The organism is Massilia sp. Leaf139, from assembly GCF_001424165.1.
Lineage (GTDB): Bacteria > Pseudomonadota > Gammaproteobacteria > Burkholderiales > Burkholderiaceae_D > Telluria.
Genome location: NZ_LMOJ01000022.1, coordinates 540,950 through 566,616 on the forward strand (window position 1 = coordinate 540,950; position 25,667 = coordinate 566,616).

The following is a 25,667-nucleotide window of genomic DNA, read 5'->3' on the forward strand; positions in this document are numbered from 1 at the left end:
TCGCCATGGCCGACGCCCTCAAGCTGTACAAATCCAAGCGCGATTTTTCGATCACGTCCGAGCCGGCCGAGGGCGGCGTACCCGGGAAGAACGCGCTCACTTTCGTGATCCAGAAGCATTGGGCCAGCCGCCTGCACTACGACTTCCGCCTCGAGCTCGACGGCACCATGAAAAGCTGGGCCGTGCCGAAGGGCCCGAGCTACGACACCCACGACAAGCGCATGGCCGTCCACGTCGAGGATCACCCGATTTCCTATGCCGATTTCGAAGGCACCATTCCTGAGAAGCAGTATGGCGCCGGCAAGGTCATCATCTGGGACAAGGGCACCTGGGCGCCCGAAGGCGATCCGCACGAGGGCTACCGCAAGGGCAACCTGAAGTTCCGTTTGCACGGCCACAAAATGCACGGCAATTGGGTGCTGGTGCGCATGAAGGGACGCGGCAACGACAAGCAGGAACCCTGGCTCCTGATCAAGGAAAAGGGTGACTACGCGCGTCCGGCCGAGGAGTTCTCGGTGGTCGACGAGATGCCCGACAGCGTCAAGGCGCTGCCGATGCCGGGAACCGGAGACAAGGTGCAGGGCAAGGCGAAAGCGGAAGGGGCCGAGGCCACGGCCAAGGCGGGCGCCGCCGCCAAAACGAAGGCGGCGGCCAAGCCGGCCGCGAAATCGGCGCGCGCCGCCAAGGCCAAGGCGGACGCGGCCGCGGCGGGTGCCGCAGGCAAGGCGCGCGACGCCAGCCTGCCCGAAGGCGTGGTCGAGGCGCCGCCGCCGAAGGAATTCGCGCCGGAGCTGGCGACCCTGGTCGATGCTCCGCCCGCCAATCCGGAAGAATGGGTGTTCGAGGTCAAGTTCGACGGCTACCGCATGCTCGCGCGCATCGAGAACGGCGAGGTGCGCCTCATCACCCGCAACAACAACGACTGGACGGACAAACTGCGTCCGCTGCGCGAGGAAATCGAACGCATGGGCCTGCCGGACGGCTGGTACGACGGCGAGATCGTCGTCCACGATGCCAACGGGCGGCCGAACTTCGGCTTGCTGCAGCTGGCCTTCGACGGCAGCAACCGGGCCCAGATCGTCTACTTCATCTTCGATGCGCCTTATCTCGGCGGCTACGACCTGCGCAAGGTGGCGCTGGTCGAGCGCCGCGCGCTGCTCGAAGCCGCGCTGAACACGGCGAAGGCCTCCGAGCTCGTGCGCTTCTCGGCCGAGTTCGGCACAGACCCGGAAGGGCTAGTCGCTGCCGCCTGCAAGATCGGCCTGGAAGGCGTGATCGGCAAGCGGCGCGACTCGCACTATGTGTCGCGCCGCTCGCCGGCCTGGATCAAGCTGAAATGCGGGCAGCGCCAGGAATTCGTCATCGTCGGCTATACCGACCCCAAGGGCTCGCGCAAGGGCGTCGGCTCGCTGCTGCTGGCCACACACGACAAGGAAGGCGTGCTGCGCTACGCCGGTAATGTCGGCAGCGGCTTCAATGCCGAGAGCCTGCGCGACATCACGGCCAAGCTGAAGGCGCTCGACACCGACGCCAGCCCCTTCCCGCCGCGCACGGTACCGGGCCGCAAGCACCACTGGGTCAGGCCGGAGCTGATCGCCGAAGTGAGCTTTTCCGAATGGACCGAGGCCGGCGCCGTGCGCCATCCGGTTTTCCAGGGCCTGCGCACCGACAAACCGGCAAGCGGCATCACGCGCGAGCTGCCGACACCCGTGAAGGAGATCGAGATGAGCGACGAGGACGAGGGCGCCAGCAGCAGCGAGGCGCCCGGCATGGTCGAGGGCACGCTGCCCGCGAACCTGAAGATCACCAACGGCGACCGCGTCGTCGACGAGAAGAGCGGCGCCACCAAGATGGACGTGATCCGCTACTACGCCCTGGTCGGCAACCTGATGATGGAGCACCTGAAGGGGCGCCCGGTGTCGCTGGTACGCGCACCAGCCGGCATCAAGGGCGACCTGGTGTTCCAGAAGCACGCCGACATCAAGAAGCTGCCCGGCATGAAGCACATGGATCAGGCGCTCGACCCGGATCATCCGCCCATGCTGACGGTCGACAACCTCGCCGGCATCCTGTCGGCGGCGCAGTGGAATGCGCTCGAATTCCATACGCAGAACGCCTTTGGCAAATCCTACGACAAGCCCGACCGCATGGTGTTCGACCTCGATCCGGGCGAGGGCGTCGAGTTCGCGGCGATGCAGGAAGCGGGGCAGGTGATGCGCGCCTTCCTCGAGGAACTCGGCCTGCCGAGTTTTCTCAAGACCAGCGGCGGCAAGGGCCTGCACGTGGTGGTGCCGATCAAGGGCGGCAAGGACTGGGACACCGTGAAAGGCTTTTCGCAGGCGATCGTGACCCACCTGGCCAAGACCCTGCCGGATCGCTTCTCGGCCAAGAGCGGCGCCAAGAACCGGGTCGGCAAGATCTTCATCGACTACCTGCGCAACGGCCAGGGCGCGACCACGGTCAGCGCCTGGTCGGTGCGGGCCCGCCCAGGCCTGGGCATCTCGGTGCCGCTGGCCTGGGACGAACTGAAGACCCTGAAGTCGAGCGACCAGTGGAACGTCCAGAACGCGCACACGCGCCTCGACCAGGGCAACGATCCGTGGGAGGGGTACGACAAGGCGGCCAAGACCCTGACGGCGGCGATGAAGCAGCTGGGCTACAAGGGATAAGGCGCCGACCATCTTCGACGGAGACAAGGAATGCAGGAAAGCGATAGCGCCGGAATGGTCCGGCGCAGGCAGGTGTACATCGTGCACGGTTACACGGCCGCACCGACGGATCACTGGTTCCCCTGGCTGAAGGAGCGCCTCGCGGCGGACGGCATCGGCGTCGACATCCTGCCGATGCCCGATCCGGACAATCCTGTCCCGCAGGACTGGGATGCATTCCTCGACGAACGGATCGTGCGCCGCGACGCGGACACCTATCTCGTCGCGCACAGCCTCGGCTGCATCGGCGTCGTGCGCCACGCCCTGCAGGCGCGCGACGCCCGTTACGGCGGCATGCTGCTGGTCGCGGGCTTCATGGCGCCGGTGCCGGGACTGCCCGCGCTCGACGGCTTCAGCGCGGATCTGGGCCCGATCGGCGAGCTGCGCACGCGGGTGCGGCGCCGTACCGTCATCGCGTCGCGCGACGACGCGTCCGTGCCGTATGCGATGACGCAGGAGCTGGCCGCGCGGCTGGACGCCGACTTCGTCACGGTGGAGCGGGGCGGGCATTTTCTCGGGCGCGAAGGATTTACCGCCTTCCCGCTGGTCTACGAGCGCTTGGCGGCGATGATGGGCCTGGCGGTTGGGGAAGTGCGGTAAGCGGAATGCGGGCTGAGATGGGCTGTTGCCTGTGCCGTTATCGGTGTGTTTGGTCTGCGTGGGCACAGGGCGCCCACCCTACGGGGCCGCGCATCCCTCGACGATTTACGGACCCAGAATCGGCGTCGGCACGGGGCGCCCGGTGAAACCGTGGGCGATACCATTGGCATCGCCCACCCTACCGGAACCGCCGCGGGCCGCAATCCCGTAGGGTGGGCGCCCCGTGCCCACGCCGATTCAAGAAACCAATTAGGTATCGGACGAGGGCGCCCGACAGCCCGATCAGCGACTCAATCCACCTTCCTCCCCAGCCGCGCCAGCGCCTCGCGCACCCCGCGCCCATACGCCGCATCTGCCTGGTCGAACTGCGCCAGCTGGCGCACCAGGATCTCCTCCGTCACCTGCGACAGCGGCGCCGCCAGGTTGTCGCACAGGATGCGGCGCTCTTCCGCCGACATCAGGCGGAACAGGTTGCCCGGCTGGGTGTAATCGTCTTCCTGGCCGCGGAAGTCGAAGCGTCCCGCATTGCCCTCCAGCGGCAGTTCGCGCTCGCCGTGTCCCATGCCGGTCGCGCCTCGGCCGGTCGCGTCGATGGTCGCGTAGTTGGGCGCAGCGCCGCCATTGGCGAAGGCCATGGCGCCGTCGCGCTGCTGGTTGTGGAAGGGGCAGCGCGGGGCGTTCACCGGCAGGTGCTGGTGGTTGGTGCCGACGCGGTAGAGCTGGGCGTCGTGGTAGGCGAACAGGCGGCCCTGCAGCATCTTGTCGGGCGAGTAGCCCATCCCCGGCACCACGTTCGCCGGCGAAAACGCGGCCTGCTCGACCTCCGCGTGGTAATTGAGCGGATTGCGGTTCAGTTCCAGCACGCCCACCGGCATGAGCGGGAAGTCCCCATGCGGCCAGACCTTGGTGAGGTCGAAGGGATTCCAGCCGGTGCGCGCTTCCCAGTCCGCCAGTTGCCGCGGCGTGGCCACCTGCACCTTCACGTCCCACTGCGGGAAGTCGCCGGCGGCGATCGCATTGAACAGGTCGCGCTGGGCGTGATCCGGATCGAGCCCGGCGATGCCCGTGGCTTCCGCGCTGCTCAGGTTGCGGATGCCCTGGCGCGTCTTGAAATGCCATTTCACGTAGACGCGCTCGCCGGCCGCGTCGATCAGGCTGTAGGTGTGGCTGCCGAAACCGTCCATGTGGCGGTAGCCGTCCGGGGTGCCGCGGCTGGAGAACAGGATCGTCACCTGGTGCAGGCTTTCCGGCGCGCGGCTCCAGAAGTCGAACATCATGTTGGCCGACTTCAGGTTGCTGTCCGGGAGGCGCTTCTGGGTGTGGATGAAGTCGGGGAACTTGATCGGATCCTTGATGAAGAAGACCGGCGTGTTGTTACCGACCAGATCCCAGTTGCCTTCCTCGGTATAGAAGCGCAGCGCAAAGCCGCGCGGGTCGCGTTCGGTGTCGGCGCTGCCTTTCTCGCCGCCGACGGTGGAGAAGCGCAGGAAGGTCTCGGTGCGCTTGCCCACTTCGGAGAACAGTTTCGCCGTCGTGTAGCGGCTGATGTCGTGGGTGACGGTAAACGTGCCGTAGGCACCCGAGCCCTTGGCGTGGACGACGCGCTCGGGAATGCGCTCGCGGTTGAAATGCTGGAGCTTTTCGATCAGGTGGAAGTCCTGCAGCAGGAGCGGGCCGCGCGGGCCGGCGCTGAGCGAATTCTGGTTGTCGGCGACGGGAATGCCGGAAGCGGTGGTCATGCGGTGGTCGGTGCTGCTGCGGGTCATGCTCTCTCCTCGTTGAACTGATTGAACTGATGAGGAGATCTTACTTACGGTTGAGCGAAAGATAAATTTGATTGATTTGATTGTAGCGATAGGAATTGCCTAAAGGCAGGCGCGTGACGAGACCGAGGGGGTGGAAAGGAGAAAGCGCCGCGGCTGGCGCCGCGGCGCAGGCACATCAGTAGCCGCGGCCGCTGGTGGTGCCGTTATAGGTCTGCTTCGACATCTTCGCCTGGATTTTCTTCCAGATGAAACCTGCAATCGCCATCATGATCATCTTGCGCATGGAAACCTCCTTGTTGGTGGACGGCCGATGCCGTCCGGTTGAATGTCAGATTGGATGCTTCTATCACCAGGCCTCAGCTTGGCGATTCGTTCTTGAAAATGCCGCGGATGTTCATCGCCATCAGCGCCACCTGGAGCGAGATCAGCGCCCAGGCCTCGTCGTGCACGCCCCAGACGATCCACAGCAGGTTACTGAGGATGAACATCCAGAAGCCGAAGACGCGCTTGCCCGCCTTTTTCGAACCGATCAGGAAGGCGGCGTACAGGCTGACCGCCATCGCGGGCCATTGGAGGAAGTCGAGAAATTCATCCATTCTTCACGCCGCCTTCTTGCGGCGAACGGGCGCCTTGCTTGCGGCCGCCGCCGCCTTCTTGGCGGCCGGTTTCTTCGCGGCGGTGCGTTTCGGCGCGGCCTTGGCGGCAACGGCCTCGCGGCTGGCCGTGGCCGTTTTGCGCGCGCGCGGCGCCGGCTCGTCGTCTTCGTCGTCCGCCTCCGGCTTGCGCGAACGCTTCGGCGGTGGCGGTTCGTCGTCGTCGTCGTCGTCCTCGTCGGCGGCGGCCGCCTTGCCGGGCTTCTTGCCCAGGCTGGCCTGCAACAGCGAGACCAGATCGATCACATTGGTCGCCTTGACCGGCTTCTCGTCCTTGTCCGGCATGGTGATGGTCTTGGTCTGCTTGGCCTTGATCTTCTTCTCGATCATGGCCATGACGTCTTCGCGGTAGGTGTCGTGGTACTGCTCGGGCTCCCAGTCCTCGCTCATGCCCTCGACCAGGGCCATCGCCATCTTCAGTTCCTTGTCGGTGACGGCCGCGCCCTTGGCGTTTTTGGCCGGAATCTTGAGATCCGCGGGGTCGCGGATCTCGTCGGCATAGCGCAGCGTGTTCATGACGATGGTATTGCCCACGCAATGCAGGGCCGCCAGGTGCTGCTTGACGCGGATGACGACGTGGGCGATGCCGATCTTGCCGACCTTTTTCAGGGTGTCGCGCAGCAGCGCATATACCTTGTCGCCGCCCTTGCCTGGCGCGAGGTAGTAGGGCTGGTCGTAGTAGAGCAGCGGCACGTCGCCGGCATCGACAAAGGCAAGGATGTCGATCGTCTGCGTCGCCTCGGGATTGGCGCGGCGCAAATCCTCGTCGGACAGCACGACGTATTCGCCGTCCGTGTACTCGTAGCCCTTGATGATGTCGTCCCAGCCGACTTCCTTCCCGGTGCTCTTGTTGTAGCGCTTGAACCCGATCGGGGAGAAGTCGCGGCGGTCGAGCATGTGCAGGTCGAGCCCGTTGTTGCTCGTGGCCGGATACATGTCGACCGGAATGTGCACCAGCCCGAAGCTGATCGCGCCCTTCCACAAGCTGCGTGCCATGGCTGCGCCTCCCTTATTCGCCGACGCTGCCGGTCACCGGCAGCACGATACCCGTGATATAGCTCGAACAGGCGTTCGAGGCGAGGAAGACATAGGCCGGCGACAGCTCTTCGGGCTGGGCCGCGCGGCCGTAGGTGGTGCTCTCGCCGAAGTGGACGATCTTGTCCGGCGACTGGTCAGCCGGGTTGAGCGGCGTCCAGACCGGGCCCGGCGCCACGCAGTTCACGCGGATGCCCTTGTCGAGCAGGTTGGCCGCCAGCGACATGGTGAAGGCGTGGATCGCGCCTTTGGTCGACGAATAGTCGAGCAGCAGCTTGGAGCCCTTCAGGCCGGTGACCGAGCCGGTGTTGATGATCGAGGCGCCGCGCTTCATGTAGGGCAGGGCGGCCTTGGCCATGTGGAAGTAGCCGTAGATGTTGGTGCGCATCGTCTCGTCGAAGCGCTCCTCGGTGATGTCCATCAGCGAGTTGGCGTGCATCTGGAAGGCGGCGTTATTGACCAGCACGTCCAGGCGGCCCCATTGGCCGATTACGGCGTCGACCGCCTGCTGGCAGAAGTCCATGTCCTTGACGTCGCCGGCGATCGTCACGCAGCGCCGGCCCTCGGCCTCGATGCAACGCTGGGTCTCGGCGGCGTCCTCGTGCTCGTTCAGATAGAGGATGGCGACGTCGGCCCCTTCGCGCGCGAACAGCACCGCGACGGCGCGGCCGATGCCGGAGTCGCCGCCGGTGACGATCGCCACCTGGCCCTCGAGCTTGCCGCTGCCCTTGTAATTCTCCGCCATGAAGCGCGGCTTGACTTCCATCTGCGCCTCCAGGCCGGGCTTGGCCAGGTGCTGTTCCGGCATCGGCGGCACCGGCTGCTCGGCGCCGATCTGCACCGGCTTTTGCCCGTCTTCCTGCTTGCCGCTGGCGTCGATCTGATCCTGGCGATTCTGGATCGCCTTCTGGTGGTTCGCTACATCGTCCTGGTTGGCCATCGCACTTCCTTCTCTCGGCATGTTCGAAACCCGTTCAGTATCGGGCGCGCGCCGGGGGCGCGACGGTGCGCTCGCACACACAGGCGCGCACTTCACCTGTCCCGCGGACGCCGTTTGTGTCAAAATTGGCATCGTTATGCAACAAATATGCATGCCAAGGAGAAAACCATGCCCCAGCAGGTCGCGCCGCAAGGCCAAGGCACCGGGTTGTTCGTCAACCCGGCGGCCGCGCGCCGCGCCGAATTCGAGGCCGCCTGCGGCGCGCAGTTCGCGGCGCTGGCGCTGGCCGACAGCGCCGATGCGGCGCTGGCAGTGCTCGACGGCGGATCGGTCGACCTGCTCGTCATCGATCTCGACCGCTTCGATCCGGAGCTCGACCATGCCGGCCTGACGCGGCTGGTGAGGGCGCGCGCCGGCGCCCCGACCTTGATCCTGTGCCCGTTCGCGAACGCGCGCTGGCTGCCGGCGCTGATGGCTTGCGGCCCGATCGACTATGCGATCGCGCCGCTCGACGACGAGGCGCTGCGCACGGCCATCAAGACGCGTCTGGCAGGCGCCCCGACGCCGCCGCCCGTGCCGACCCTGCGCGAACGCGAACTCGACGCGCTGGCGGCGCTGCGCGCGCGGGTGCGCCAGGCCCTTGGCGAAGGAGAGGAGCTCGAGGCCCTGGCCGAACGCCTGTGCCGGGCCCTGGCCGGCTGGCCGGGCGTGCTGCACGCCGCGCTGTTCTACCTGCAGCCGGGCGGCGACCTGCAGCTGCAGGCCCAGGCCGGCGAGCGCAGCCTGAACCTGGCCAAGGTGCTGGGCCGCGCCGACCGCCTGCTGCAATCGCCGCTGCGGCAAGCCTTCCCCGGCCTGCTGGCGGCGGCCGGGAACACCATCGCGCTCCTCGACGATCTCGACAAGGCGGGCGAACCGGCGCTGGCGGCATCCTTGCGCGAACACGGCGCCGAGATGGTGCTGGCGCTGCCGATTCCATCGAACGGGCCAGGGGCGCCGCGCGGTTCGCTGTGCCTGCTGTTCCGGGCGGCGCGCGGCTTCTCGCGCGACGAACTCGAGGCCCTGGCCGAGCTGGCCGATCTCGCCGCCGTCGGCCTGCGCATGGCCGACATGAACCGCGAGAGCGAGGAGATGCTGGTACGCGTCACGCACCTGTCCACGCTCGACGCCCTGACCGGCGTGGCCAACCGCCGCCACGGCGAGACCCTGCTCGAACAGGAGATCAAGCGCGCGCGCCGCTACAAGCTGCCGCTGGCGCTGATCGCCTTTGACATCGACCGCTTCAAGAACGTGAACGACCGCTACGGCCACCCGGTGGGCGACATGGTGCTGCGCGCCGTGGCCGACGCCGCCCAGCATCTGGTGCGTGCCAGCGACGTGCTGGTGCGCGCCGGCGGCGAAGAATTCCAGGTGATCGCGCCGCACACCAGCGCCATCGATGGCCTGAAAGTGGCCGAGAAACTGCGCACCGCAATCGAGGCGACCGCGATGCCGGGCGTCGACCAGGTCACCATCAGCCTGGGCGTGGCGCAGCTGGGCGAGCACGAGAGCGCGGATTCGCTGACGGTGCGCGTGAATGCGGCGCTGGGACGGGCGAAGCGGGCGGGGCGCAATTGCGTGGAGTTGGCGATGGGGTAGGTGGGCGTCGGCCGTCGGTGTAGCGTACGCGCCCGCGGTTCGGGTTCCCCGCCACGCGTGGGCTCGGAGAGCCCACCCTACATTACGCCACCGTCTCGACCAATTTGTTGGCCGCCAGGTAACGTACGGGGTCATTGTGGCCAATAGTCACAATGACGGGTTCACCGGGCACCCCTGTGCCCACGCGTGAAAGTTGCAAACCGATAGCTGCCTCGACACCCACCCCGCATGCTACCCTTGCGCCTTTTGCAAACGGACGCGCAATGCTGCACTGGCTGAAACACTACCGGCGCGCCATGCTGCCCGGCGACATCAGCGCCGGCGTGGTGGTGGCGATGATGATGATCCCGCAAGGCATGGCCTACGCCCTGGTGGCCGGGCTGCCGCCGGTGGCCGGCATCTACGCCAGCATCGTCCCGCCCGTGCTGTACGCCCTGTTCGGCACCAGCAGCACCCAGTCCGTCGGCCCGATGGCGATCATCTCGCTCATGACCGCGTCGACGCTCGCCCCGCTGGCCGCCGCCGGCAGTCCCCTGTACGCGACCCTGGCCGCCCAGCTGGCCCTGCTGTCGGGCCTGGTGCTGCTGGCCTGCGGCCTGCTGCGCATCGGCTTCATGGCCAACTTCTTTTCGCGCCCGGTGATGAGCGGCTTCACCATCGGCTCGGCCATCGTGATCGCGCTCGGCCAGGTACCGGCGCTGCTGGGCGCGCGTTTCCCCGCGTTTCACCTGCCGAGCGCGCTGCTGGGCGGCGTCTCGCTGCTGCTCCTGCTGCTGGCGCGCAGCCATCTCGCGCCGCTGCTGCGCCGCTGCGGCCTGCGCCCGACCGTGGCCGACATCGGATCGAAGCTGGCGCCGATGGTGGTGGTGCTGGGCGCAACGGCGCTGGTGCCGGCGCTCGGCCTGGAAGCGCTCGGCGTGCGCACCACGGGCGCGGTGCCGGCCGGGCTGCCGCTCCTGAACGTCGCGACCTCGAGCGCGCACTGGCAGGCCCTGTTGCAGCCGGCGCTGCTGATCGGCTTCATGGTCTTCCTGATCAGCATGTCGGGCGCCCAGACCCTGGCCCTGAAACGCGCCGAAAAGCTGCACAGCGACCGCGAACTGATCGGCCTGGGCGCGGCCAACCTGGGCAGCGCCCTGACGGGCGGCTTTCCCGTCACCGGCAGCATCTCGCGCTCGGCCGTCAACTTCGCGGCCGGCGCCAACAGCCAGCTCGCCAGCCTGATCACGGCCAGCCTGCTGGCGCTGGCGCTCGTTGCCCCGACCGGCTGGCTGGCGCTGCTGCCGCTGCCGACCCTGGCCGCCACCATCATCGTCGCCGTGCTCGCCATGTTCGACACCAGCACCCTGCGCACCGCCTGGCGCTACGACCGGGCCGATGCCGCGGCCTTGCTGGCCACGGCCGGCGGGGTACTCGCGCTCGGCGTCGAAGCAGGCGTAGTGGTGGGCGTGGCGCTGTCGATGGGCGCCCTGATCTGGCGCGCCAGCCGGCCGCACATCGCGGTGCTGGGGCGCATTCCGGGTACCGAGCACTTCCGCAACATCGAACGCTACAGCGCCGAGACCGCGCCCGGCCTGCTCCTGCTGCGGGTCGACGCCGGGCTTTTCTTCGGCAACGCCGAAGCCGTCAACGAGCGCGTCGAGGACGAGATCGCAGCGCGCCCGGACACGCGCCACCTGGTGCTGGTGCTGTCGGCCGTCAACGCGATCGACACCTCGGCGCTGTTCGCGCTCGGCGAACTCAATGCGATGCTGCGCACACGCGGGATCGGCCTGCACCTGTCGGAAGTGAAGGGGCCGGTAATGGATCGCCTGAAGCATAGCGCGCTGCTGGGCGCCCTGAATGGCAGGCTGTTCCTGAGCACGGCGATGGCCTGGGACGAACTGTCCGCTGACCGCTTAAGGCCGGCCTAATGGAAAGTGCGTTGCGAGACGGCAAGGACGGTGGCAGTATTGACGAACAACCAATCCCACGGAGCCCCCGATGCAGCACCTGATCACCTTTGCCTGCATGATCCTCGCCACCATCCTCTGGATCGGCGGCTTCACCACCGGTTCGCTGCTGTTCTTCGTGGCGGCCGGCGCCTTCGAGCTGCTGTTCTGGAAGCGGGTGATCACAAGCCGCCTTAAATAGGTGCAAGCTTGTCTGTGTTGCACCATCATGGTGCAGATTCTCCTCTGACAGAATCCAGGGCGCAGGCACGAATACTGCACACTCTTCGGTAACTGCCAAGAGGAGGAGGACGGAAAATGCAAGTGACCATGCTGGACGCCGGCGGCGCTGCCAAGCACACGCCGCAATTGCGCGCGCTGCTGCAGGATGCGGTCGCGCACGGGGCCTCGGTCGGCTTCGTCAAGCCGCTGCTGGATGCGGCGGCCGACGGCTACTGGCGCGAGGTCTCCGGGGCGGTCGCGAGCGGTTCGCGCATCCTGCTGGCGGCCTGGCAGGACAATGTGCTGGTAGGGACGGTGCAGCTGGATTTGTGCATGAAGCCCAATGGCCGCAACCGCGCCGAAGTACAGAAGCTGCTGGTGCACAGCGGCGCGCGCCGTGGCGGGGTGGCGACCAATCTCATGGCCGCGGCCGAGATCCAGGCGCTGGCGCTGTGCCGTGGCCTGCTGTTTCTCGACACCGAAGCGGGCTCCGGCGCCGAGGCGCTGTATGCCCGGCTCGGTTACACGCGGGTAGGCGAGCTGCCCGAATACTGTGCCACGCCCGACGGCGCCTGGCGCGCCACCGCGATCTGGTACAAGACCCTGTTCGTGCGCGACGCGGCGAACGCCACGGCAGCCTGAGGGGCAATCAGGACTTGCGGCGATCCGGGCCGATGTGGGGCGGAGCCAGCTTGATCGGCGCTGCGTTCTGCGGATTGAGCGCCTGGCGATCCTTGTAGACAGCCGCGATCGCGGCCATGTCGGCATCCTGGTCGCCGCTCAGGTGCAGGAAGTCGACCAGGCCGAGTTCCTTCTTGCCGTAGTCGATGTACACCAGCACCAGCGGCACCTTGGCGGCCGTTGCCAGGTGATAGAAACCGCTCTTCCAGTGCGGGCGGTAGCTGCGCGTGCCTTCCGGCGTGATCCCCACCCAGCACCAGGGTTCGGCCAGCATGCGCTCGGCCAGCTTGCGCGTGGCGCCCATCGGCGCGCGGCGGTCGACGGAGATGCCGCCCCAGTAGCGCATGATGGCGCCCATCGGGCCCCGGAACAGCGAGTCCTTGGCCAGCCAGCGGAACTGCAGGCCAAGCGCCCACTTGCCCAGCAGGCCGATCAGAAAGTCCCAGTTCGAGGTGTGCGGATAGACGACGGCGATGCCGTGCGGGCCGGGCAGGGGCCGGTAGCGCAGCTTCCAGCCGAGCAGGTTCAGGAGGCGCAGCGCGGTGCGCTGGCCCCAGGTGGGCAGGGCCGATGGATGCATCAGGGTGTCGCTCATCATTTCTCCGTCGAGCCACCCGTGGGGCGCTCGCTTGTTCTTTGTATGGTGTTATGAGTCGCACAAGACAATGACATTACCTTGTGGAAAACGAAGCCGAGGATTTTATAGGCCCGCACGGAGGCCGACAAGCAAAAAAACTGGTCTGTTGCTGGGGGCGGCCGTATCATGGCAGCCCTGTTTGCCAGTCTGACCACCATGGATATTACGATCTACCACAATCCCCAGTGCAGCAATTCGCGCGGCGCCCTGGCCGCGATCCGCGAAACGGGCGTCGAGCCGCGCATCGTCGACTACCTGGCCACGCCGCCCACGCGCGAGCAATTGCTGGGCATGCTGGCCGCGGCGGGCCTGCGCCCGATCGAGGCGATGCGCACCAAGGAAAGCAAATTCGCGGAACTCGGGCTGTCGGCCGAATCGCCCGATGCGGTGCTGGTCGATGCGATGCTGGCCCATCCGGTACTGATGAACCGGCCATTCGTGGTCACGCCGAAGGGCGTGCGCCTGTGCCGGCCGCCGGAGACGGTGCGCGAGATCCTGTAGGGGCGCTGAAGGAGCGAACTCGGGCGGCGCGCTGAGGTAATGCGCTTATGCGACGAATTCAGGTAGTGCGCGGAGGGAGCAAGCGTAGTGAGCAGGCTTAGTGAGCAGGCTTAGTGAGCAAGCTCAGGCGCCCGGTTCCTCGTTGCGAGACAGCTCCGTGTCGGGCACCTGCTCGTGCTGGAAGGCGCCGATGTCGAAGCCGGTGTCGATGCTGCGCTGCTTGCCCTCGAAATCCGGTTCCGGCACATCGACCACCATGCCGCGCCCGATCGCGGGCGAGCGGCTGCTGATGCGGAAGTCCGGGGTGCCGGTGCGGCTGTATTCGAGGAAGCCCGGCTCGGCGGCGACCGTGCCCTCGTGCTGGCGTCCCGGCGGCAGGCGCCAGTCGGCGGCGCTGTTCTGGAACACCAGGTTGTGCACATAGCGGTTGTTGGGGCCAGTCGCGCCCTGTTCCAGGATGCCGTGCTTGTTGTCGAAGACGATGTTGTTGGCCACGATGGTATGGTCGTTCGGCCCCTTCGAATAATAGAAGTCGCCGCCGCCGACGACGATGCCCGAACCCGACGTGGAAACCGTGTTGCCGGTGATGTCGACCTTGTGGGCGTCGTGCCAGAGGTGGATGCCGGCGCCCGAAATGCGGTAGATCACGTTGCTGCGCACGCGCGCCTGGGTGCTGACATAGATGCCGTGGTGGAAGCGGCACTCGGGCGGGCCAATGTCGTGCACGTTGTTGCCGATGACCTCGCCGAACTTGCCCTTGTAATAGCTGTCCACGCCGATGCCGGCGCCGCCGGCCGATTCGCAGGGCACGTCCAGGGCGATGTGGTGTACGTGGTTATGGCGGATGCCGTTGTAGGAGCCGCCGTTATAGATGCCGCTGAGCCATTTGGTGCCGCTCTGGTACTGGAAGCCGTCGATGTCGAAGCCGACGATATCGACATAGTTGCCGCGGTTGTCCCAGGCGCTGGTGGTGCGCGAGTCGAGCGGCGGGACGATTTTCGCGCCCCAGCGTTCCGACGACACGAAGATGATGCGCGCCTCGGCGGTGCCGCTGACATTGGTGCGAAAGCCGCCCGTGTACTGGCCCGGCGCCACATAGACCGTGGTGCCGGCCGTGACCACCTGGGCCGCGCGCGCGATCGTGCGGAAGGGTTCGGACTGGGTGCCGGGGTTGGCGTCCGATCCGCCGGGCGCGACGAACAGGTTGGTGCGCACCACTTCGGGCACGACCAGCTGTTCGGAGGCGCCTTCGCGCAGGCGACAGCCGTCTAGCCCGAGCACGATGGCGCAGAACAAGACCGCGAGCAGGGGATTGGCGGGACGATGCGCTGAAACGGACATGGCGAGACCCTCGTGGACGACGGACACCAATGCAGTGTCCCCCGGCGCGAACGACGCCCGGCCCGGTTACATCAAGTTTGCTTTTGAGCGAGCGCAACGTGGCTCACGCAAGCCCATGCATGGCTCGCCAGCCGGGCCGCATCAGGCGCTTTTCACCACCTGCGGCATGTAGGCGTCGAGGAATTCGGGCGGCATGCGGCGCGGCCGGCCGCCGCTGATGTCGATGCAGACCAGCTCCCAGCGCCCGCGCAGCACCGTCGTGCCGTCGCTCGCGCGCTGCAACTGGAAGCGGCGCTCCATCGAGAGCTTGCCGTCGCCGCCGACCAGCCAGGTAGCCAGCACCAGTTCTTCGCCGAGCAGGGTCGGCAGGATGTAATCGTATTCTGCGCGCCGGATCGCCATCGCCCGATCCAGGCGCCGGTAATCGGCGATGCCCAGGCCGAGCGCCTCCGAATGGGCCCAGCCGATCTGCTCGCACCAGCGCACGTAGACGGCGTTGTTGGTGTGGTTCAGTCCGTCGATGTCATCGGCCTGCGGCGCCAGCGGCAGTGTGTAGGGTTGCGGATAATCCCAGGTCAATGTGACTCCTTCTCGGACGGGCGGCAAAGCGCCATTCTAGCCGCTCGGCGGCTGCTCTGCCGGCAAGCGCTGCCGGCGCCGGCGCGGCCTGATCTCCGTCAGCCGTGCGCGCCGAACCACGCGCGCCGGGCGGGTATCCAAAGGACAGACAGCATGCGGAGAAGGGCGTGTTCACCATCGTCTTGCTTCTTTACTTGCAGCAGCAGCTCGAGGTGACGCTCGAAAGCAGCAGCCTGCGCGGCGCCTATGCCACGCGCGCCGAATGCGAGGCGGCGGCAGTGCGTCTGCGCGGGCCGCTGCCGACGCCGCGCACCTACAGCGCCGCCTGGCATGACGCCGTTTGCCTGCCGATTGGTCGCGACGTCAAGGTGAACGAGCTGGCGCCGCTCGATGTGCAGGCGCTGTTCAAAGGGGCGCCGCCTGCGGGGGAATGCGGGGCCGCAGGTGCCTGGCGCCGCCTGGCCGAGCTGTGCGTGCCCGCGGCCCGCGCGGCGCCGTAGGTGCAAGGGCGCTCAGTGGAAGAACTCGATGGAGGGAGTCTGATGAACGAATGTTGCGAAGGAGCCCGATGAAAAACACAGTACGAGAACCCGGTGCGCGAACTCGGCGAAGGCGCCAATGACCGAGCCTGGTCAAGCGCTTACTGACGCGTCCAGCTGACGTTGCTCGGGCAGGTGGTGGCGCCGGCGCCATGGCCGTCGGCCGCGCCGAAGCCCGTGACGAGGCCGCCGACGCTGCCGCTGCGGTAGCAGCGCGCCTTCCCGCCCACCGTCTTGCGGTAGATGGTGACGCCGTCGGGTGACGTGGTGCTCTCCAGCGTGACCTCGCGTGAAGCACCGCTGCGGGCGGCGGCGAAGGCTTCGGCGAAGCGTTCCCATTTGCGGTCGGGCTCGGCCGTGATCGGGCTGGCGCCCTTGCGCAGGTCGCGGTCGATGCGGCCCGCCATCGCTTTGGATGTGGCGAGCAGCTCGCCCGGCAAGGGTTCGGCGGACGCGGAGGCGGCCTGCGATTCGACCTGCGATTCGGCCCGGGATTCGGTCGGTTCAGGGTCGAGCGATGGCGCTGCGGCCGGCGCCGGCTCCGGCAAGGGCAGGCTGATGGCAGCCGGCTGGCGCGGGCGCAGCCTGGGCGGCGGCAGGGGCGTGACCGGCTCCGGCGCGGACAGCGGCGGGGAGCGCACGAAGACGAGGGTGGAACTGCGCACCGGCGCCTCGGGCGCTGGCGGGCGCACGCCGATCATCCAGGCCAGCACCAGCAGCAGGTGCAGGCCGAGGGTGAGGACGAGCGGCGTCCACGGACGCGCTGCGCCGTAGACGGGGACGCCGCCGGACGAGGCTCCCCTAGTCGCGACGCCGCTGGACGAGGCGCCGTCGGTCGGGGCGCCATCGGTCGAAGCGCCGCCGGCAGGGCCGCCTCGACTGGCGGTGCCGTGGCTTGAAGGGCCGCTCTCCACCAACGCTTACTTCGGCGCCGTCATGGCCTGCTTGATGCTCACGCAGCGCTGGTCTTCCTGCTGGGCGTCGAGCAGGGCGCGGCGGGTGCCGGCCGACAAGTCCTTCATCGTCGCCGCAGCCTGGGTCAGGCGCTTGACGCTGGCCGGGGTGCAGCTGGCCGGGATCAGGGTGTTGGCATAGCTGCGCATGTAGACCGGGCCGGCCGCCTTGTCGATCGCCGGCAGCTTGGCCAGGCGCGCGGCGGCCGTCTGTTCGGCCAGCGCGGTCTGCTCGGCCGGATACAGGCTGCCCATCGCGGTGCGGATCTTCGAGAACGGCAGCTCGGTCTTCAGGTCCTCGACCGTGCCCAGCCACTCGGCCTTGACGGCCGGATCCGGACGCACGACGGTCGCGGCCAGCGCGGCGGCCTGGCCGCTGTCGGACTTGTCGCGCGCCGCTTCCTGCTCGACCAGGGCGAGGGCGCCCGGATGGTTGTAACGGTTCAGGCGGCCGATGATGGCCCAGCGCAGATCCTGGTTGATCGTCAAGCCGTCCACCGCGGTCGTGCCGGCCAGGATGCCCGCCAGGCGCTCGAGCGCGGCCGGCGTGCTGGCCACGCCCAGGTAGGTGGTGAACCAGCGGCGCTGGAAGCTGTCGTTGCCATTGTAGGCCAGGGTGCTGTTCCAGGCCATATCCTCCAGCGCGGCGCGAGTCTCCTTGGCCCAGGCCGACTGCAGGTTCATCGCGTCGAGGTAGTTCTTGGCCGCGTTGACCTTGCCCAGCACGTCGCCCAGCAGCGTGTAATCCTTCTCCAATGGCGCGTTGACGAGGGCCGTCTTGATGAATTCGTTCAGCGCCAGCTTGCCGTCGAGGACACCGTCCCACAGGCTCTGCCACAGCATGGTGCGCAGCAGGGGGTCGTCGACGTTCGCCAGGCTGGCGCGCGCCGTCTCGAACGAGCGCTTGTCGAGCTGCACCTTCACGAAGCCCCAGTCCTGGTAGTTCGGATACACCAGATCCGGGCAGGCGGTGCCGGCCAGCGCTGCCACCTGGGTGGTCGCGCCCTTGTAGGTCACGGGCAGGGTCTGCAGCGGCACCAGCTTGCCGCCCTCTAGCTTGAAGCTGGCCACCTGGACGCGCTGTTCGCGCAGCGTCGGCAGGGCCTTGCTCGGCGCCGTCTGCTGCAGCGAGAAACTCTTCACCTTGCCGTTGGCGCAGCTGAAGTTGGCGGCGATCGTGTTTACGCCCGCTTCATACAGCCATTCGCGCGTCCAGCCCGAGAGGTCGCGCCCCGCGGCCTGGCCCAGGCTGCCGATGAAGTCGTCCAGTTTCGCGTTCTGGTAGGAATACTTGACCAGGTAGTTGTGCACGCCCTTGCGGAACATCTCCGCGCCCAGCAGGTGGCGCAGCTGCATCAGGGTCGAGGCGCCCTTCGAATACGTGATCGCATCGATGTTGTCGAAGGCGTTCGCGGTCGAGGGCACCGGCACCTCGATCGGGTGGGTATTCGATTTCTGGTCTTGCGCGTAGGCGGCCTGCTTGCCGGTCGAATAGAAATGCTGCCAGGCGTCCTTGAACTCGGTCGCCTCGGCGGTGGCCAGCGTGCCCATGAAGGAGGCGAAGCTCTCGTTCAGCCACAGGCCGTTCCACCACTGCATGGTGACCAGGTCGCCGAACCACTGGTGCGCCATCTCGTGCATGATCACCGAGGCCAGCGACTGGCGCTGGGCGTCCGTCATCTTCGCCTTGTGCAGGAAGCCGCCTTCGGCGAAGGTGATGGCGCCGGCGTTTTCCATGGCGCCGTACAAGAAGTCGGGCACGATCAGCTGGTCGTATTTCTCGAACTGGTAAGGAATGCCGAAGTAATTGTCGAAGAATTCCAGGCAATTCTTGGTGTAGCGGAACCAGTCTTCCGGCGTTACCTGGCTTGCCACCGACTGGCGTGCGAACAGGCGCATCGGGTACTTGCCGCTCTTGTCTTCCCACACCTTATACGGGCCGGCGTGCAGCGAGAAATTGTACGGGCTCAGCTTTTTCGTCGTCGGGAAGATCCAGCGTTTGTTCTTGCCTGCATCTTCGATGCGGGTCTCACGCGTGGTCGACACCACATGCCAGTCGGCCGGCGCAGTGGCGGTGACCTGGTAGGTGGCCTTCAGGTCGGGCTGGTCGAAGACCGCGAACATCTGGTGCGCGGCGGCCGGCTCGAAATGCGAGTAGGTATAGACGCGGCCGTCGACCGGGTCGACCATGCGGTGCAGGCCTTCGCCGTTCGTGCTGTGCAGGCGCTCGTAGGCGATTACGACCGTGTTGCGGCCCTTGACCAGGTCGGCGGCCGCGATCGTCACGAACCAGTTGTTGTACTTGGCGTCGACCGTATTGCCGTTGACCGACACCGATTTCACGGTCGCCTTGTCGAGGTCGATCGTCAGCGGCTGGGCATTGTCGGCCAGGTCGAAGCTGGCGGTGGTGACGCCGCTGAACGTCGGGTTGCCGGTCAGCGTGAATTCGAGCGTATAGGCGACGTTCGACACGCGCGCCGAACGGGCGGCGGCGTCTTCCTGCGACAGGAAGGCGTTCTCGGCGCGGACAGGCGCTGCCTTGGCAGTGGGGGCGGCGGGCGCGGCATGGGCGATGTTAGCGAAGGCAAATGCGGAGGCGATGGCCAGCGCCATGACGCGAGGAGCGGAGATCTTCAAGACAGGTTCCTGGTGAGCAGGCGCCGCGCACCGGCGCACTATGCGAATCGCACGAGAATATCATGAGTGCAACGCTTTTCGGTAGCGCTTCCTGCACGCCGCGGGCATGGCCGGATAGGCATATCGCCCGTATGTACGCCCGTTATGGCCAGCAGGAATTTGACGCATGCATATGCCGCATGGCCTGCGGAAAGGGAGCCGTGGCATCGCCGTAGGGGCATCCCTGTGCATCGCTGTTATACTTGCGCCCGTTTTCAAGCAAGGGCACAAGCCCGCGAAAGGTCGATGATGAGCTGGTTTTATCTGGTGGTGGCGGGCCTGCTGGAAGTGGCATGGGCGGCAGGACTGAAGTACACGGAAGGCTTCACCAAGCCGATCCCAACGGCCTTTACCTTGCTGGCGATGCTGCTCAGCGTCGGCATGCTGGGCCTGGCCTTGCGCGACCTGCCGCTGGGCACGGCCTACGCGGTCTGGACGGGCATCGGCACCATCGGCACGGCCGTGTTCGGCATGATGATGCTGGGCGAGCCGGCCGGCGCCCTGCGCGTCGCCTCGATCGGCCTGATCGCGCTGGGCATCGCGGGCCTCAAATTGCTGACTCCAAGCGCGGCCTGAAGCAGCGCCGACAGCGCGTATCTTGGGCAAAAAAAAGCAGGCCACGCGGCCTGCTTTTTTCATTGCTGCCTGCTACAAGCGCTCAGAAGCGATAGCTCAGGCCCACGCGGATGACCGGATAGGCCTTGAAGTCCTTCGCGTCCTCGGCCAGCTTGGCGTTTTCCACCGCTACGTCGCTGGCGATCTGGTTGCACACCAGCGCCGGCGCCGAGCAGCCGTGCGAAGCCAGGCTGGTCTTCGGCGAACCCTGGAAGGCCACGCCCAGATCCATGGCGAAGCCCCAGCCGGTGTTCTTGACGGCATTGCCCCAGCCGATGCCGAGGTAAGGGGCGGTCTTGCGGAAGTCGATCTTGCCGTTCAGCTTGCCGACCTGGGCGGTGCTGTAGGCGCGGCCGTTGATGGTGTAGGTGCCGTTCGCGGCCGGCTTGGCATCGGCGTCGATGCGGTTGCCGTTGTAGACCACGCCGCCGCTCAGGCGGAAGGCGCCGTCGAAAGGATGGAAGTCGAGCAGGGCGTCGGCCGTTGCCAGCTTCAGCTTGAATTCGTAGTCCAGATCCGAGGTGCTGCCGTCGTACGAATAGCCGGCATAGTTCAGGCCGACGCGGGCGTTGAGCTTGTTGGCCAGGGGCGTGGTCAGGTGCAGTCCGAAGCCGGTGGTGCCGAGGTCGACGGTGGCGGCCACATCCTGGGCCTGGGCGGTATTGGCCGCGGCCAGCGCGACGAACAGGATCGAAACAATCTTGGTGAATTTCATCGGGGATTCCAGTAGTTCAGCGAGCGCTGCGAAGATGGTGAATTGCCGTACGGCAATCGAAGTGAGGCCATCTTATTGTTCCGTATTGGCGCAGGCAAGCGTTTTCCCGCAGCGCAACATGATCCGTTGCGGAGGGGCGACAAGGCTTGTCGGGCTGTCTAGCCGGAGTGGAAACACCGGGAGGGGAGGGGTGAAAAGCCGCGCAGCGAAGGGCTGCGCCGGCCATCGGCAAAAAAGGTGGAAGATGCCGCGCACCCCTGATGGGCGCGCCGGCGGACAGGTCAGCGGTAGAACGCCTCGACCTTGCCCTTCAGTTTGATCAGCATCGGCTTGCCCTTGCGGTCGAGCGTCTTGCCGGCGGCGACCTTGATCCAGCCTTCGCTCAGGCAATACTCTTCGACGTCGTGGCGATCCTTGTCGTTGAAGCGGATGCCGACGTCATGCTGGAACACGTCGCGGTTGTGGAAAGGGCTGCTCGGATCGATCGAGAGCCGGTCTGGGAGTGGGGGGAGGGTTGCGGTATCGTTCATGGTGCCGAATTATCCACTAGTTCGCGGATGGGGACAACGGCGCACGCTTTCGAGCGCGCGCCGTCGGAAGGCAATCAGGCGCGGCCGAATTCCGGATTCGCCCGGGTCAGGTAATACCACTCCGAGTTCGCGCCCGCCTTGGCATCCGGGAACAGGATGCGGCCCGAAAATTCCGCCAGCACCGGCGTGCCGTCGGCGCGCGTGCCGATCTGTTCGCCTTCCTGCACCGGATCGAAGCTGGCCCAGGTGCGCGTAAAGCTGTCGGCCGCGTCGAGCTTGTCGTAGACGGCAACCATGTGCAGCGCTTCCATCGCCTCGAAGGGCACCGGCTGCGGCGCCGGCGCCTCGATCAGCTGCAGGTGCGCGAGCGTGTTGACGATGGCGTCATAGGCAACCTGCGGCGCCTTCGGATCGACGTGCTGGCCGCATTCCAGGGTCAGCGCGTAGCCGCCCGTGCTGCGCATGTATTCGGTGGTGCCCACGCCGTAGCGCAGCACGGTTTCCAGTTCGGCCGCGTTACCACGTGTGCGGCGCTGCACGCCGCCGCCGTAGGCCGCCATCCAGCCGGTGACGAAGCGGCGCACGCCCAGGCGCATCGCCAGGGCGCGTTCCTTTTCCGCGTGCACGAAAGGTTCGAGCGGGCCGTCGTTGTTGACCGGGCCGACCATCACGAAAGGCTCGCCCTTGGCCGCATTGAAGGAATGCAGGTCGAGCAGCACATCGTGCTGGGCAAGCAGCGGGCACAGCCAGTTAGCGATCTGGTCTTCGAAGTCCTGGGGATCGTCCTTCGGGAACAGGTTGCGGTTCAGGTTGCGGTCGCCGTTGCGTTCGTTCTTGAAATAGGCGAGCGGATTGACGATCGGAACGAAAGTGACGCTGCCGGCGACGATGCGCCGCGCGCCGCTGTCGAGCTCGGCCATGACGCGGCGGATCGCTTCGGTACCGCAGATCTCGTTGCCGTGGGTTGCGCCCATGATGATCACGCGCGGGCCTTTGCCCAGGCCGGTATAGTTGACAGACTTGAACTGCAAATGCGGTGCGGAGGCCATGCTTGTGATCCAGGAAATTACGGTGCCGACATTTTATCGGAAACAGGCCTCCATGCGTCTGGCACCCGCGGACAGGACATGGCATGATCCGGCACTCTTCTTTTTCTACCACCCATGACCGACTCCGGCCGCAACGATTCACTCGGCAACAACTCAGCGAGCGACGCCCGCAGCGTCCGCCTGAACGGCCTCGATACCCTACGCGCGCTGGCCGTGACGCTCGTCGTGCTGCACCATTACACCCTGTTCGTCTCGAACGACGACCATACCTTCGGCTGGGTCGGGCGCATCGGCTGGGCCGGCGTCGACCTGTTCTTCGCGCTCTCGGGCTACCTGATCGGCAACCAGATTTTCAAGGCGATGAGCACCGGTGCGGGGCTCTCCCTGAAGGCCTTCTACGCGCGCCGCCTGCTGCGTACGCTGCCGAATTACCTGGTGGTGCTCGCCCTGTATTTCCTGTGGCCGGCCTGGGGCGAGCACGCACCCCTCGCGCCGCTGTGGCGCTACCTCAGCTTCACCCAGAACCTGGGCCTCAAACCCGGCACCGCGTTCTCGCACAGCTGGTCGCTCGCGATCGAAGAGCAGTTCTACCTGCTGCTGCCGGCGCTGGCCCTGCTGGGCGCCGCGCTGCGCCTGAGGATCGGTGCCGCCTGGCTTGTGGTCGCCTGCGTCGTGCTGGGCGGAATGGCGCTGCGGGCACAATTATGGTTCGGCTATGTCGATGCCCACAAGTATGGGATTTACTTCTATTACAAGCTCATCTATTACTCGAGCTTATGCCGGCTGGACGAGCTGGTGGCGGGCGTGGCGCTGGCCCTGGTCAAGAACCGGCATCCGGCCATGTGGACGAGCCTGACGGCACACGGCAACCGTGCGCTGGCGGCGGGCCTGGCAGTCACCGGCCTGACGTTCTGGCTGCTCCTGGACGACCGCTACGGCTTGATCTCCACCGTCTTCGGCTATCCGCTGCTGGCGCTGGGCTTCGGCCTCCTGATCCTGGCGGCGCTGTCGCAGCGTTCGCTGCTGCGCGACCTGCGCGTGCCCGGCGCCGGGCGCCTGGCCATCTGGTCGTACGCCATCTACCTGACCCACCGCGGCGCCTGCGCGGTCGCGGCCGGGCCCTTGCAGGAACTCGGCTACGGCCCGCAGACGAAGCTCGCGATCGCGCTGCTGCTGGCCATCTCCGTGCTGTCGGGGTGGATCCTGTACCGCCTGGTGGAGACGCCCTTCATGGCGCTGCGCGCGCGCTACGTGCCGAGCAATCTCGCGCAGTCGATGTTCAATCCTTTGCCTCGACATCGATGACGTCGAAGGCCGCCGGCATGGCGCCAAGAAAAGCCAGCACCGCGTGCACGCGTTCGCGCATGTCCTGGCCCTGGGTGGCCTCGATCGCCGCGCGCAGGCCCGGACGCGCCTCCAGCGTGTACGGACTGCGGTAGGCTTCGATCAGCAGCATCACCAGATCCGAGGGCGCGCCGCAGGATCGGCGCAGGCGGGTGTCGATCACGCCGAGCAGGGTGCGCTGCATGGCCGGCGTCGGGTTGGCGATGTGGGCGAAGACCGAGGGCGTGTTGGCGATCGAAGCGCACAGGGAGCGCTCGATGGCGTCCGGTTTCAGGTCGGACGCGATGTCGAAATAGGCGCGATCCCAGTGCGTGCGCGCATAGGCGTGATGGGCGGGAAAGCGGTCGACCGTCTCGAAGCCGAGTGCATGGCTGGCGCGCGAGAGCAGGTCGAGGAAGAGTGGCATGAGTGGCATGCCGGCAGTGTAACGCAAGCGCGCCTCCGCGATCGGTCGACCGCAAAGGCGCAATCCAACACACTAGTTCGTGAAACGCCCGGCGCGAAAATCGTCGACCGCCTGCTGCAGCTCGGCCTGGGTATTCATCACGAAGGGCCCGTACTGCGCGATCGGCTCCTTCAAGGGCCGGCCCGCGATCAAGAGCAGCCGGGTCGGCGCGGAAGCCTTGATCACGACGCCATCGGCGCCTTCGGCATTGTCGAAAATCGCCATGCGCGTGGCCGGCACGCCCTTGCCGCCGACGACCGCCTCGCCGCGGAATACATAGATGAAGGCATTGTGCCCGGCCGGCAGGGTTTGTTCGAAGCTGGCGCCTGCCGGCAGCGCGATGTCGAGATAAATCGGTGCCGTACCGTCGCGCTGCACGGCGCCCTCGACACCGTGCGAGCTGCCGGCGATCACCTGCACGGCCGCGCCGGAATAGAGCGTGAAGCGCGGCAGCTCGGCGTTCGGGATGTCGCGGTACCAGGGCGCGCACAGCTTGTCCTTCCCCGGCAGGTTCAGCCAGAGCTGGAAGCCTTCCATCAGCCCTTCGGTCTGTTCCGGCATCTCGGAGTGGATCACCCCGCGCCCGGCCGTCATCCACTGCACGCCGCCATCCGTGATCAGGCCTTCGTTGCCGGCGCTGTCGCGGTGGCGCATGCTCCCGTGCAGCATGTAGGTGACGGTCTCGAAGCCGCGGTGCGGGTGCTCCGGAAAGCCGGCGATGTAGTCGCCGGGCTTGTCGCTGCCGAAGGCGTCGAGCATCAGGAAAGGATCGAGGCGGCGCTGCAGGGTGTTGGTCAGCACGCGGTTGATCCTGACGCCGGCGCCGTCCATCACGAACTGGCCGCCGATCACGCGCTCCACGCCGCGCGGGCGGATGACACGTTCTCCCTGCGGAATCTGCTGCGCTACTTGCGTTACTGCGTCCATGATCCTCTCCTCGAACTCTGCGTTAGCGATTCAGGCCAGCGCGGCCTCGATGGTGGCGTCGGCTTCGGCACGGCCCTTGGCCGATGCTTCCGGGCCCATCGACTGCGCCGGCGAGTGGATGAAGCTGTGATCCGTCATGCCCAGGAAGTTCAGCAGCATGCGCACGAAGGGCACTTGCGGATCCGCCTCGGCCGGATAGATGCCGCCGCGCGCGGTGGCGACGAACACTTTTTTACCCTTCAGCAGGCCTTCCGGGCCAGTCTCGGTGTAGCGGAAGGTCACGCCGGCACGGGCGATCGCGTCGAACCAGCTTTTCAGCTGCACCGGGATGCCGAAGTTGTACATCGGCGCGCCGATCACGACCACGTCCGCGGCCTGCACCTGGGCGATCAGGGCGTCGTCCAGGGCGACGCGCGCCGCCTGTTCGGCGCTGCGCGACGCGGCCGGGGTGAACAGGGCGCCCAGCGCCGCTTCGTCCAGCTGCGGATGCGGGTCGCGCGCCAGGTCGCGGCTGACGACGGTCGCGCCCGGGTTCGCAGCCACCAGCTTGGCGACGATGCTGTTGGTGACGCGGGTCGATTCGGAATCTGCACCGCGCAGGCTGGAAGTGATCTGGAGGATGTTCATGGTGTGTCCCTTGTA

Annotated in this window: 25 protein-coding genes; 10 read left to right on the forward strand and 15 right to left on the reverse strand. The window is 66.7% G+C overall.

The window, feature by feature from the left end; genetic code table 11:
- Positions 1-5: 5 nt before the first annotated feature.
- On the forward strand, positions 6-2,669 hold the full coding sequence (ligD, locus tag ASF77_RS13825; protein ID WP_056340473.1) for a DNA ligase D: 2,664 nt from the start codon (positions 6-8) through the stop codon (positions 2,667-2,669).
- Between the two features lie 81 nt (positions 2,670-2,750).
- Positions 2,751-3,308, forward strand: coding sequence for an alpha/beta hydrolase (locus tag ASF77_RS13830; RefSeq protein ID WP_162244858.1), 558 nt, complete (start codon positions 2,751-2,753; stop codon positions 3,306-3,308).
- 290 nt (positions 3,309-3,598) lie between these two features.
- Here ASF77_RS13830 and ASF77_RS13835 read toward each other — a convergent pair whose 3' ends face one another.
- The 4 genes from ASF77_RS13835 to ASF77_RS13850 all read right to left on the reverse strand — a co-directional run bounded on the left by ASF77_RS13835 (position 3,599) and on the right by ASF77_RS13850 (position 7,702).
- Positions 3,599-5,074 carry a catalase gene (locus ASF77_RS13835; RefSeq protein ID WP_082493765.1) on the reverse strand — a complete coding sequence of 492 codons (1,476 nt, stop codon included), beginning with the start codon at positions 5,072-5,074 and terminating at the stop codon, positions 3,599-3,601.
- A 356-nt stretch (positions 5,075-5,430) separates the two neighbouring features.
- Positions 5,431-5,670 carry a hypothetical protein gene (locus ASF77_RS13840; protein WP_056340179.1) on the reverse strand — a complete coding sequence of 80 codons (240 nt, stop codon included), beginning with the start codon at positions 5,668-5,670 and terminating at the stop codon, positions 5,431-5,433.
- Positions 5,671-5,673: 3 nt separating this feature from the next.
- Positions 5,674-6,723, reverse strand: coding sequence for a Ku protein (locus tag ASF77_RS13845; protein WP_056340182.1), 1,050 nt, complete (start codon positions 6,721-6,723; stop codon positions 5,674-5,676).
- Positions 6,724-6,736: 13 nt separating this feature from the next.
- Positions 6,737-7,702: an SDR family oxidoreductase gene (locus tag ASF77_RS13850; protein ID WP_056340185.1), complete on the reverse strand. Its 966-nt coding sequence runs from the start codon at positions 7,700-7,702 to the stop codon at positions 6,737-6,739.
- Between the two features lie 168 nt (positions 7,703-7,870).
- Between ASF77_RS13850 and ASF77_RS13855 the strand changes: the two genes are divergently transcribed.
- The 4 genes from ASF77_RS13855 (at position 7,871) to ASF77_RS13865 (ending at position 12,135) form a co-directional block, all read left to right on the forward strand.
- A complete protein-coding gene (locus ASF77_RS13855) occupies positions 7,871-9,340 on the forward strand; it encodes a diguanylate cyclase (RefSeq protein ID WP_056340479.1) in 1,470 nt (489 codons plus the stop codon).
- 263 nt (positions 9,341-9,603) lie between these two features.
- Complete coding sequence (locus tag ASF77_RS13860) at positions 9,604-11,253, forward strand: SulP family inorganic anion transporter (RefSeq protein WP_056340188.1); 1,650 nt, start codon at positions 9,604-9,606, stop codon at positions 11,251-11,253.
- A 70-nt stretch (positions 11,254-11,323) separates the two neighbouring features.
- Positions 11,324-11,473, forward strand: a complete 150-nt coding sequence (locus tag ASF77_RS24340; RefSeq protein ID WP_156648885.1) for a hypothetical protein — start codon at positions 11,324-11,326, stop codon at positions 11,471-11,473.
- Positions 11,474-11,589: 116 nt separating this feature from the next.
- Complete coding sequence (locus ASF77_RS13865; protein ID WP_056340191.1) at positions 11,590-12,135, forward strand: GNAT family N-acetyltransferase; 546 nt, start codon at positions 11,590-11,592, stop codon at positions 12,133-12,135.
- A gap of 7 nt (positions 12,136-12,142) precedes the next feature.
- On the opposite strand, the gene ASF77_RS13870 is transcribed toward ASF77_RS13865, so the two are convergent.
- Positions 12,143-12,769, reverse strand: coding sequence for a 1-acyl-sn-glycerol-3-phosphate acyltransferase (locus tag ASF77_RS13870; protein ID WP_056340193.1), 627 nt, complete (start codon positions 12,767-12,769; stop codon positions 12,143-12,145).
- Between the two features lie 168 nt (positions 12,770-12,937).
- Here ASF77_RS13870 and arsC point away from each other — a divergent pair, with 168 nt between their 5' ends.
- Complete coding sequence (arsC, locus tag ASF77_RS13875; RefSeq protein ID WP_229445443.1) at positions 12,938-13,312, forward strand: arsenate reductase (glutaredoxin); 375 nt, start codon at positions 12,938-12,940, stop codon at positions 13,310-13,312.
- 123 nt (positions 13,313-13,435) lie between these two features.
- Here arsC and ASF77_RS13880 read toward each other — a convergent pair whose 3' ends face one another.
- Together ASF77_RS13880 and ASF77_RS13885 are read right to left on the reverse strand one after the other, a co-directional pair.
- A complete protein-coding gene (locus ASF77_RS13880) occupies positions 13,436-14,653 on the reverse strand; it encodes a DUF1565 domain-containing protein (protein WP_082493766.1) in 1,218 nt (405 codons plus the stop codon).
- A gap of 141 nt (positions 14,654-14,794) precedes the next feature.
- Positions 14,795-15,232 (reverse strand): thioesterase family protein, encoded by a 438-nt coding sequence (locus tag ASF77_RS13885; protein ID WP_056340199.1) that lies wholly within the window; start codon positions 15,230-15,232, stop codon positions 14,795-14,797.
- A gap of 167 nt (positions 15,233-15,399) precedes the next feature.
- Here ASF77_RS13885 and ASF77_RS13890 point away from each other — a divergent pair, with 167 nt between their 5' ends.
- Positions 15,400-15,732 (forward strand): hypothetical protein, encoded by a 333-nt coding sequence (locus ASF77_RS13890; RefSeq protein ID WP_056340202.1) that lies wholly within the window; start codon positions 15,400-15,402, stop codon positions 15,730-15,732.
- A gap of 140 nt (positions 15,733-15,872) precedes the next feature.
- Here the strand turns inward: ASF77_RS13890 and ASF77_RS13895 are convergent, their stop codons facing one another.
- The gene (locus tag ASF77_RS13895) at positions 15,873-16,685 is read right to left on the reverse strand and encodes a hypothetical protein (protein WP_156648886.1); all 813 of its coding nucleotides are present in this window, start codon (positions 16,683-16,685) and stop codon (positions 15,873-15,875) included.
- Between the two features lie 6 nt (positions 16,686-16,691).
- A complete protein-coding gene (pepN, locus tag ASF77_RS13900; protein ID WP_229445444.1) occupies positions 16,692-19,361 on the reverse strand; it encodes an aminopeptidase N in 2,670 nt (889 codons plus the stop codon).
- A gap of 288 nt (positions 19,362-19,649) precedes the next feature.
- Between pepN and sugE the strand changes: the two genes are divergently transcribed.
- Positions 19,650-19,976 carry a quaternary ammonium compound efflux SMR transporter SugE gene (sugE, locus tag ASF77_RS13905; RefSeq protein ID WP_056340485.1) on the forward strand — a complete coding sequence of 109 codons (327 nt, stop codon included), beginning with the start codon at positions 19,650-19,652 and terminating at the stop codon, positions 19,974-19,976.
- A gap of 82 nt (positions 19,977-20,058) precedes the next feature.
- On the opposite strand, the gene ASF77_RS13910 is transcribed toward sugE, so the two are convergent.
- The 3 genes from ASF77_RS13910 to ASF77_RS13920 all read right to left on the reverse strand — a co-directional run bounded on the left by ASF77_RS13910 (position 20,059) and on the right by ASF77_RS13920 (position 22,309).
- On the reverse strand, positions 20,059-20,730 hold the full coding sequence (locus ASF77_RS13910) for a hypothetical protein (RefSeq protein ID WP_200934179.1): 672 nt from the start codon (positions 20,728-20,730) through the stop codon (positions 20,059-20,061).
- Between the two features lie 281 nt (positions 20,731-21,011).
- Positions 21,012-21,260: a DUF3297 family protein gene (locus ASF77_RS13915; RefSeq protein WP_056340210.1), complete on the reverse strand. Its 249-nt coding sequence runs from the start codon at positions 21,258-21,260 to the stop codon at positions 21,012-21,014.
- 74 nt (positions 21,261-21,334) lie between these two features.
- Entirely contained in the window at positions 21,335-22,309 is a 975-nt protein-coding gene (locus tag ASF77_RS13920; protein WP_056340213.1) for a succinylglutamate desuccinylase/aspartoacylase family protein, read from the reverse strand.
- Between the two features lie 114 nt (positions 22,310-22,423).
- Between ASF77_RS13920 and ASF77_RS13925 the strand changes: the two genes are divergently transcribed.
- Entirely contained in the window at positions 22,424-23,614 is a 1,191-nt protein-coding gene (locus ASF77_RS13925) for an acyltransferase (RefSeq protein WP_056340216.1), read from the forward strand.
- On the opposite strand, the gene ASF77_RS13930 is transcribed toward ASF77_RS13925, so the two are convergent.
- From ASF77_RS13930 to ASF77_RS13940, 3 genes are all read right to left on the reverse strand, one after another.
- Entirely contained in the window at positions 23,589-24,059 is a 471-nt protein-coding gene (locus ASF77_RS13930; protein WP_156648887.1) for a hypothetical protein, read from the reverse strand. The two genes, ASF77_RS13925 and ASF77_RS13930, sit on opposite strands and share 26 nt — an antisense overlap.
- Before the next feature lie 72 nt (positions 24,060-24,131).
- Positions 24,132-25,025 (reverse strand): pirin family protein, encoded by an 894-nt coding sequence (locus ASF77_RS13935; RefSeq protein ID WP_056340219.1) that lies wholly within the window; start codon positions 25,023-25,025, stop codon positions 24,132-24,134.
- A gap of 30 nt (positions 25,026-25,055) precedes the next feature.
- A complete protein-coding gene (locus ASF77_RS13940) occupies positions 25,056-25,652 on the reverse strand; it encodes an FMN-dependent NADH-azoreductase (RefSeq protein WP_056340222.1) in 597 nt (198 codons plus the stop codon).
- Positions 25,653-25,667 lie beyond the last annotated feature (15 nt).

Excerpts from the sequence above, each read along its gene's own strand:
- sugE (WP_056340485.1), top strand. The coding sequence starts at position 19,650 with ATGAGCTGGTTTTATCTGGTGGTGGCGGGCCTGCTGGAAGTGGCATGG.
- ASF77_RS13940 (WP_056340222.1), bottom strand. The coding sequence starts at position 25,652 with ATGAACATCCTCCAGATCACTTCCAGCCTGCGCGGTGCAGATTCCGAA.
- ASF77_RS13870 (WP_056340193.1), bottom strand. The coding sequence starts at position 12,769 with ATGAGCGACACCCTGATGCATCCATCGGCCCTGCCCACCTGGGGCCAG.
- ASF77_RS13910 (WP_200934179.1), bottom strand. The coding sequence starts at position 20,730 with ATGAAATTCACCAAGATTGTTTCGATCCTGTTCGTCGCGCTGGCCGCG.
- ligD (WP_056340473.1), top strand. The coding sequence starts at position 6 with ATGGCCGACGCCCTCAAGCTGTACAAATCCAAGCGCGATTTTTCGATC.
- ASF77_RS24340 (WP_156648885.1), top strand. The coding sequence starts at position 11,324 with ATGCAGCACCTGATCACCTTTGCCTGCATGATCCTCGCCACCATCCTC.
- ASF77_RS13880 (WP_082493766.1), bottom strand. The coding sequence starts at position 14,653 with ATGTCCGTTTCAGCGCATCGTCCCGCCAATCCCCTGCTCGCGGTCTTG.
- ASF77_RS13920 (WP_056340213.1), bottom strand. The coding sequence starts at position 22,309 with ATGGCCTCCGCACCGCATTTGCAGTTCAAGTCTGTCAACTATACCGGC.
- ASF77_RS13840 (WP_056340179.1), bottom strand. The coding sequence starts at position 5,670 with ATGGATGAATTTCTCGACTTCCTCCAATGGCCCGCGATGGCGGTCAGC.
- ASF77_RS13835 (WP_082493765.1), bottom strand. The coding sequence starts at position 5,074 with ATGACCCGCAGCAGCACCGACCACCGCATGACCACCGCTTCCGGCATT.
- ASF77_RS13930 (WP_156648887.1), bottom strand. The coding sequence starts at position 24,059 with ATGCCACTCTTCCTCGACCTGCTCTCGCGCGCCAGCCATGCACTCGGC.
- ASF77_RS13855 (WP_056340479.1), top strand. The coding sequence starts at position 7,871 with ATGCCCCAGCAGGTCGCGCCGCAAGGCCAAGGCACCGGGTTGTTCGTC.
- ASF77_RS13935 (WP_056340219.1), bottom strand. The coding sequence starts at position 25,025 with ATGGACGCAGTAACGCAAGTAGCGCAGCAGATTCCGCAGGGAGAACGT.
- ASF77_RS13865 (WP_056340191.1), top strand. The coding sequence starts at position 11,590 with ATGCAAGTGACCATGCTGGACGCCGGCGGCGCTGCCAAGCACACGCCG.
- ASF77_RS13860 (WP_056340188.1), top strand. The coding sequence starts at position 9,604 with ATGCTGCACTGGCTGAAACACTACCGGCGCGCCATGCTGCCCGGCGAC.
- arsC (WP_229445443.1), top strand. The coding sequence starts at position 12,938 with ATGGCAGCCCTGTTTGCCAGTCTGACCACCATGGATATTACGATCTAC.
- ASF77_RS13845 (WP_056340182.1), bottom strand. The coding sequence starts at position 6,723 with ATGGCACGCAGCTTGTGGAAGGGCGCGATCAGCTTCGGGCTGGTGCAC.
- ASF77_RS13850 (WP_056340185.1), bottom strand. The coding sequence starts at position 7,702 with ATGGCCAACCAGGACGATGTAGCGAACCACCAGAAGGCGATCCAGAAT.
- ASF77_RS13925 (WP_056340216.1), top strand. The coding sequence starts at position 22,424 with ATGACCGACTCCGGCCGCAACGATTCACTCGGCAACAACTCAGCGAGC.
- ASF77_RS13915 (WP_056340210.1), bottom strand. The coding sequence starts at position 21,260 with ATGAACGATACCGCAACCCTCCCCCCACTCCCAGACCGGCTCTCGATC.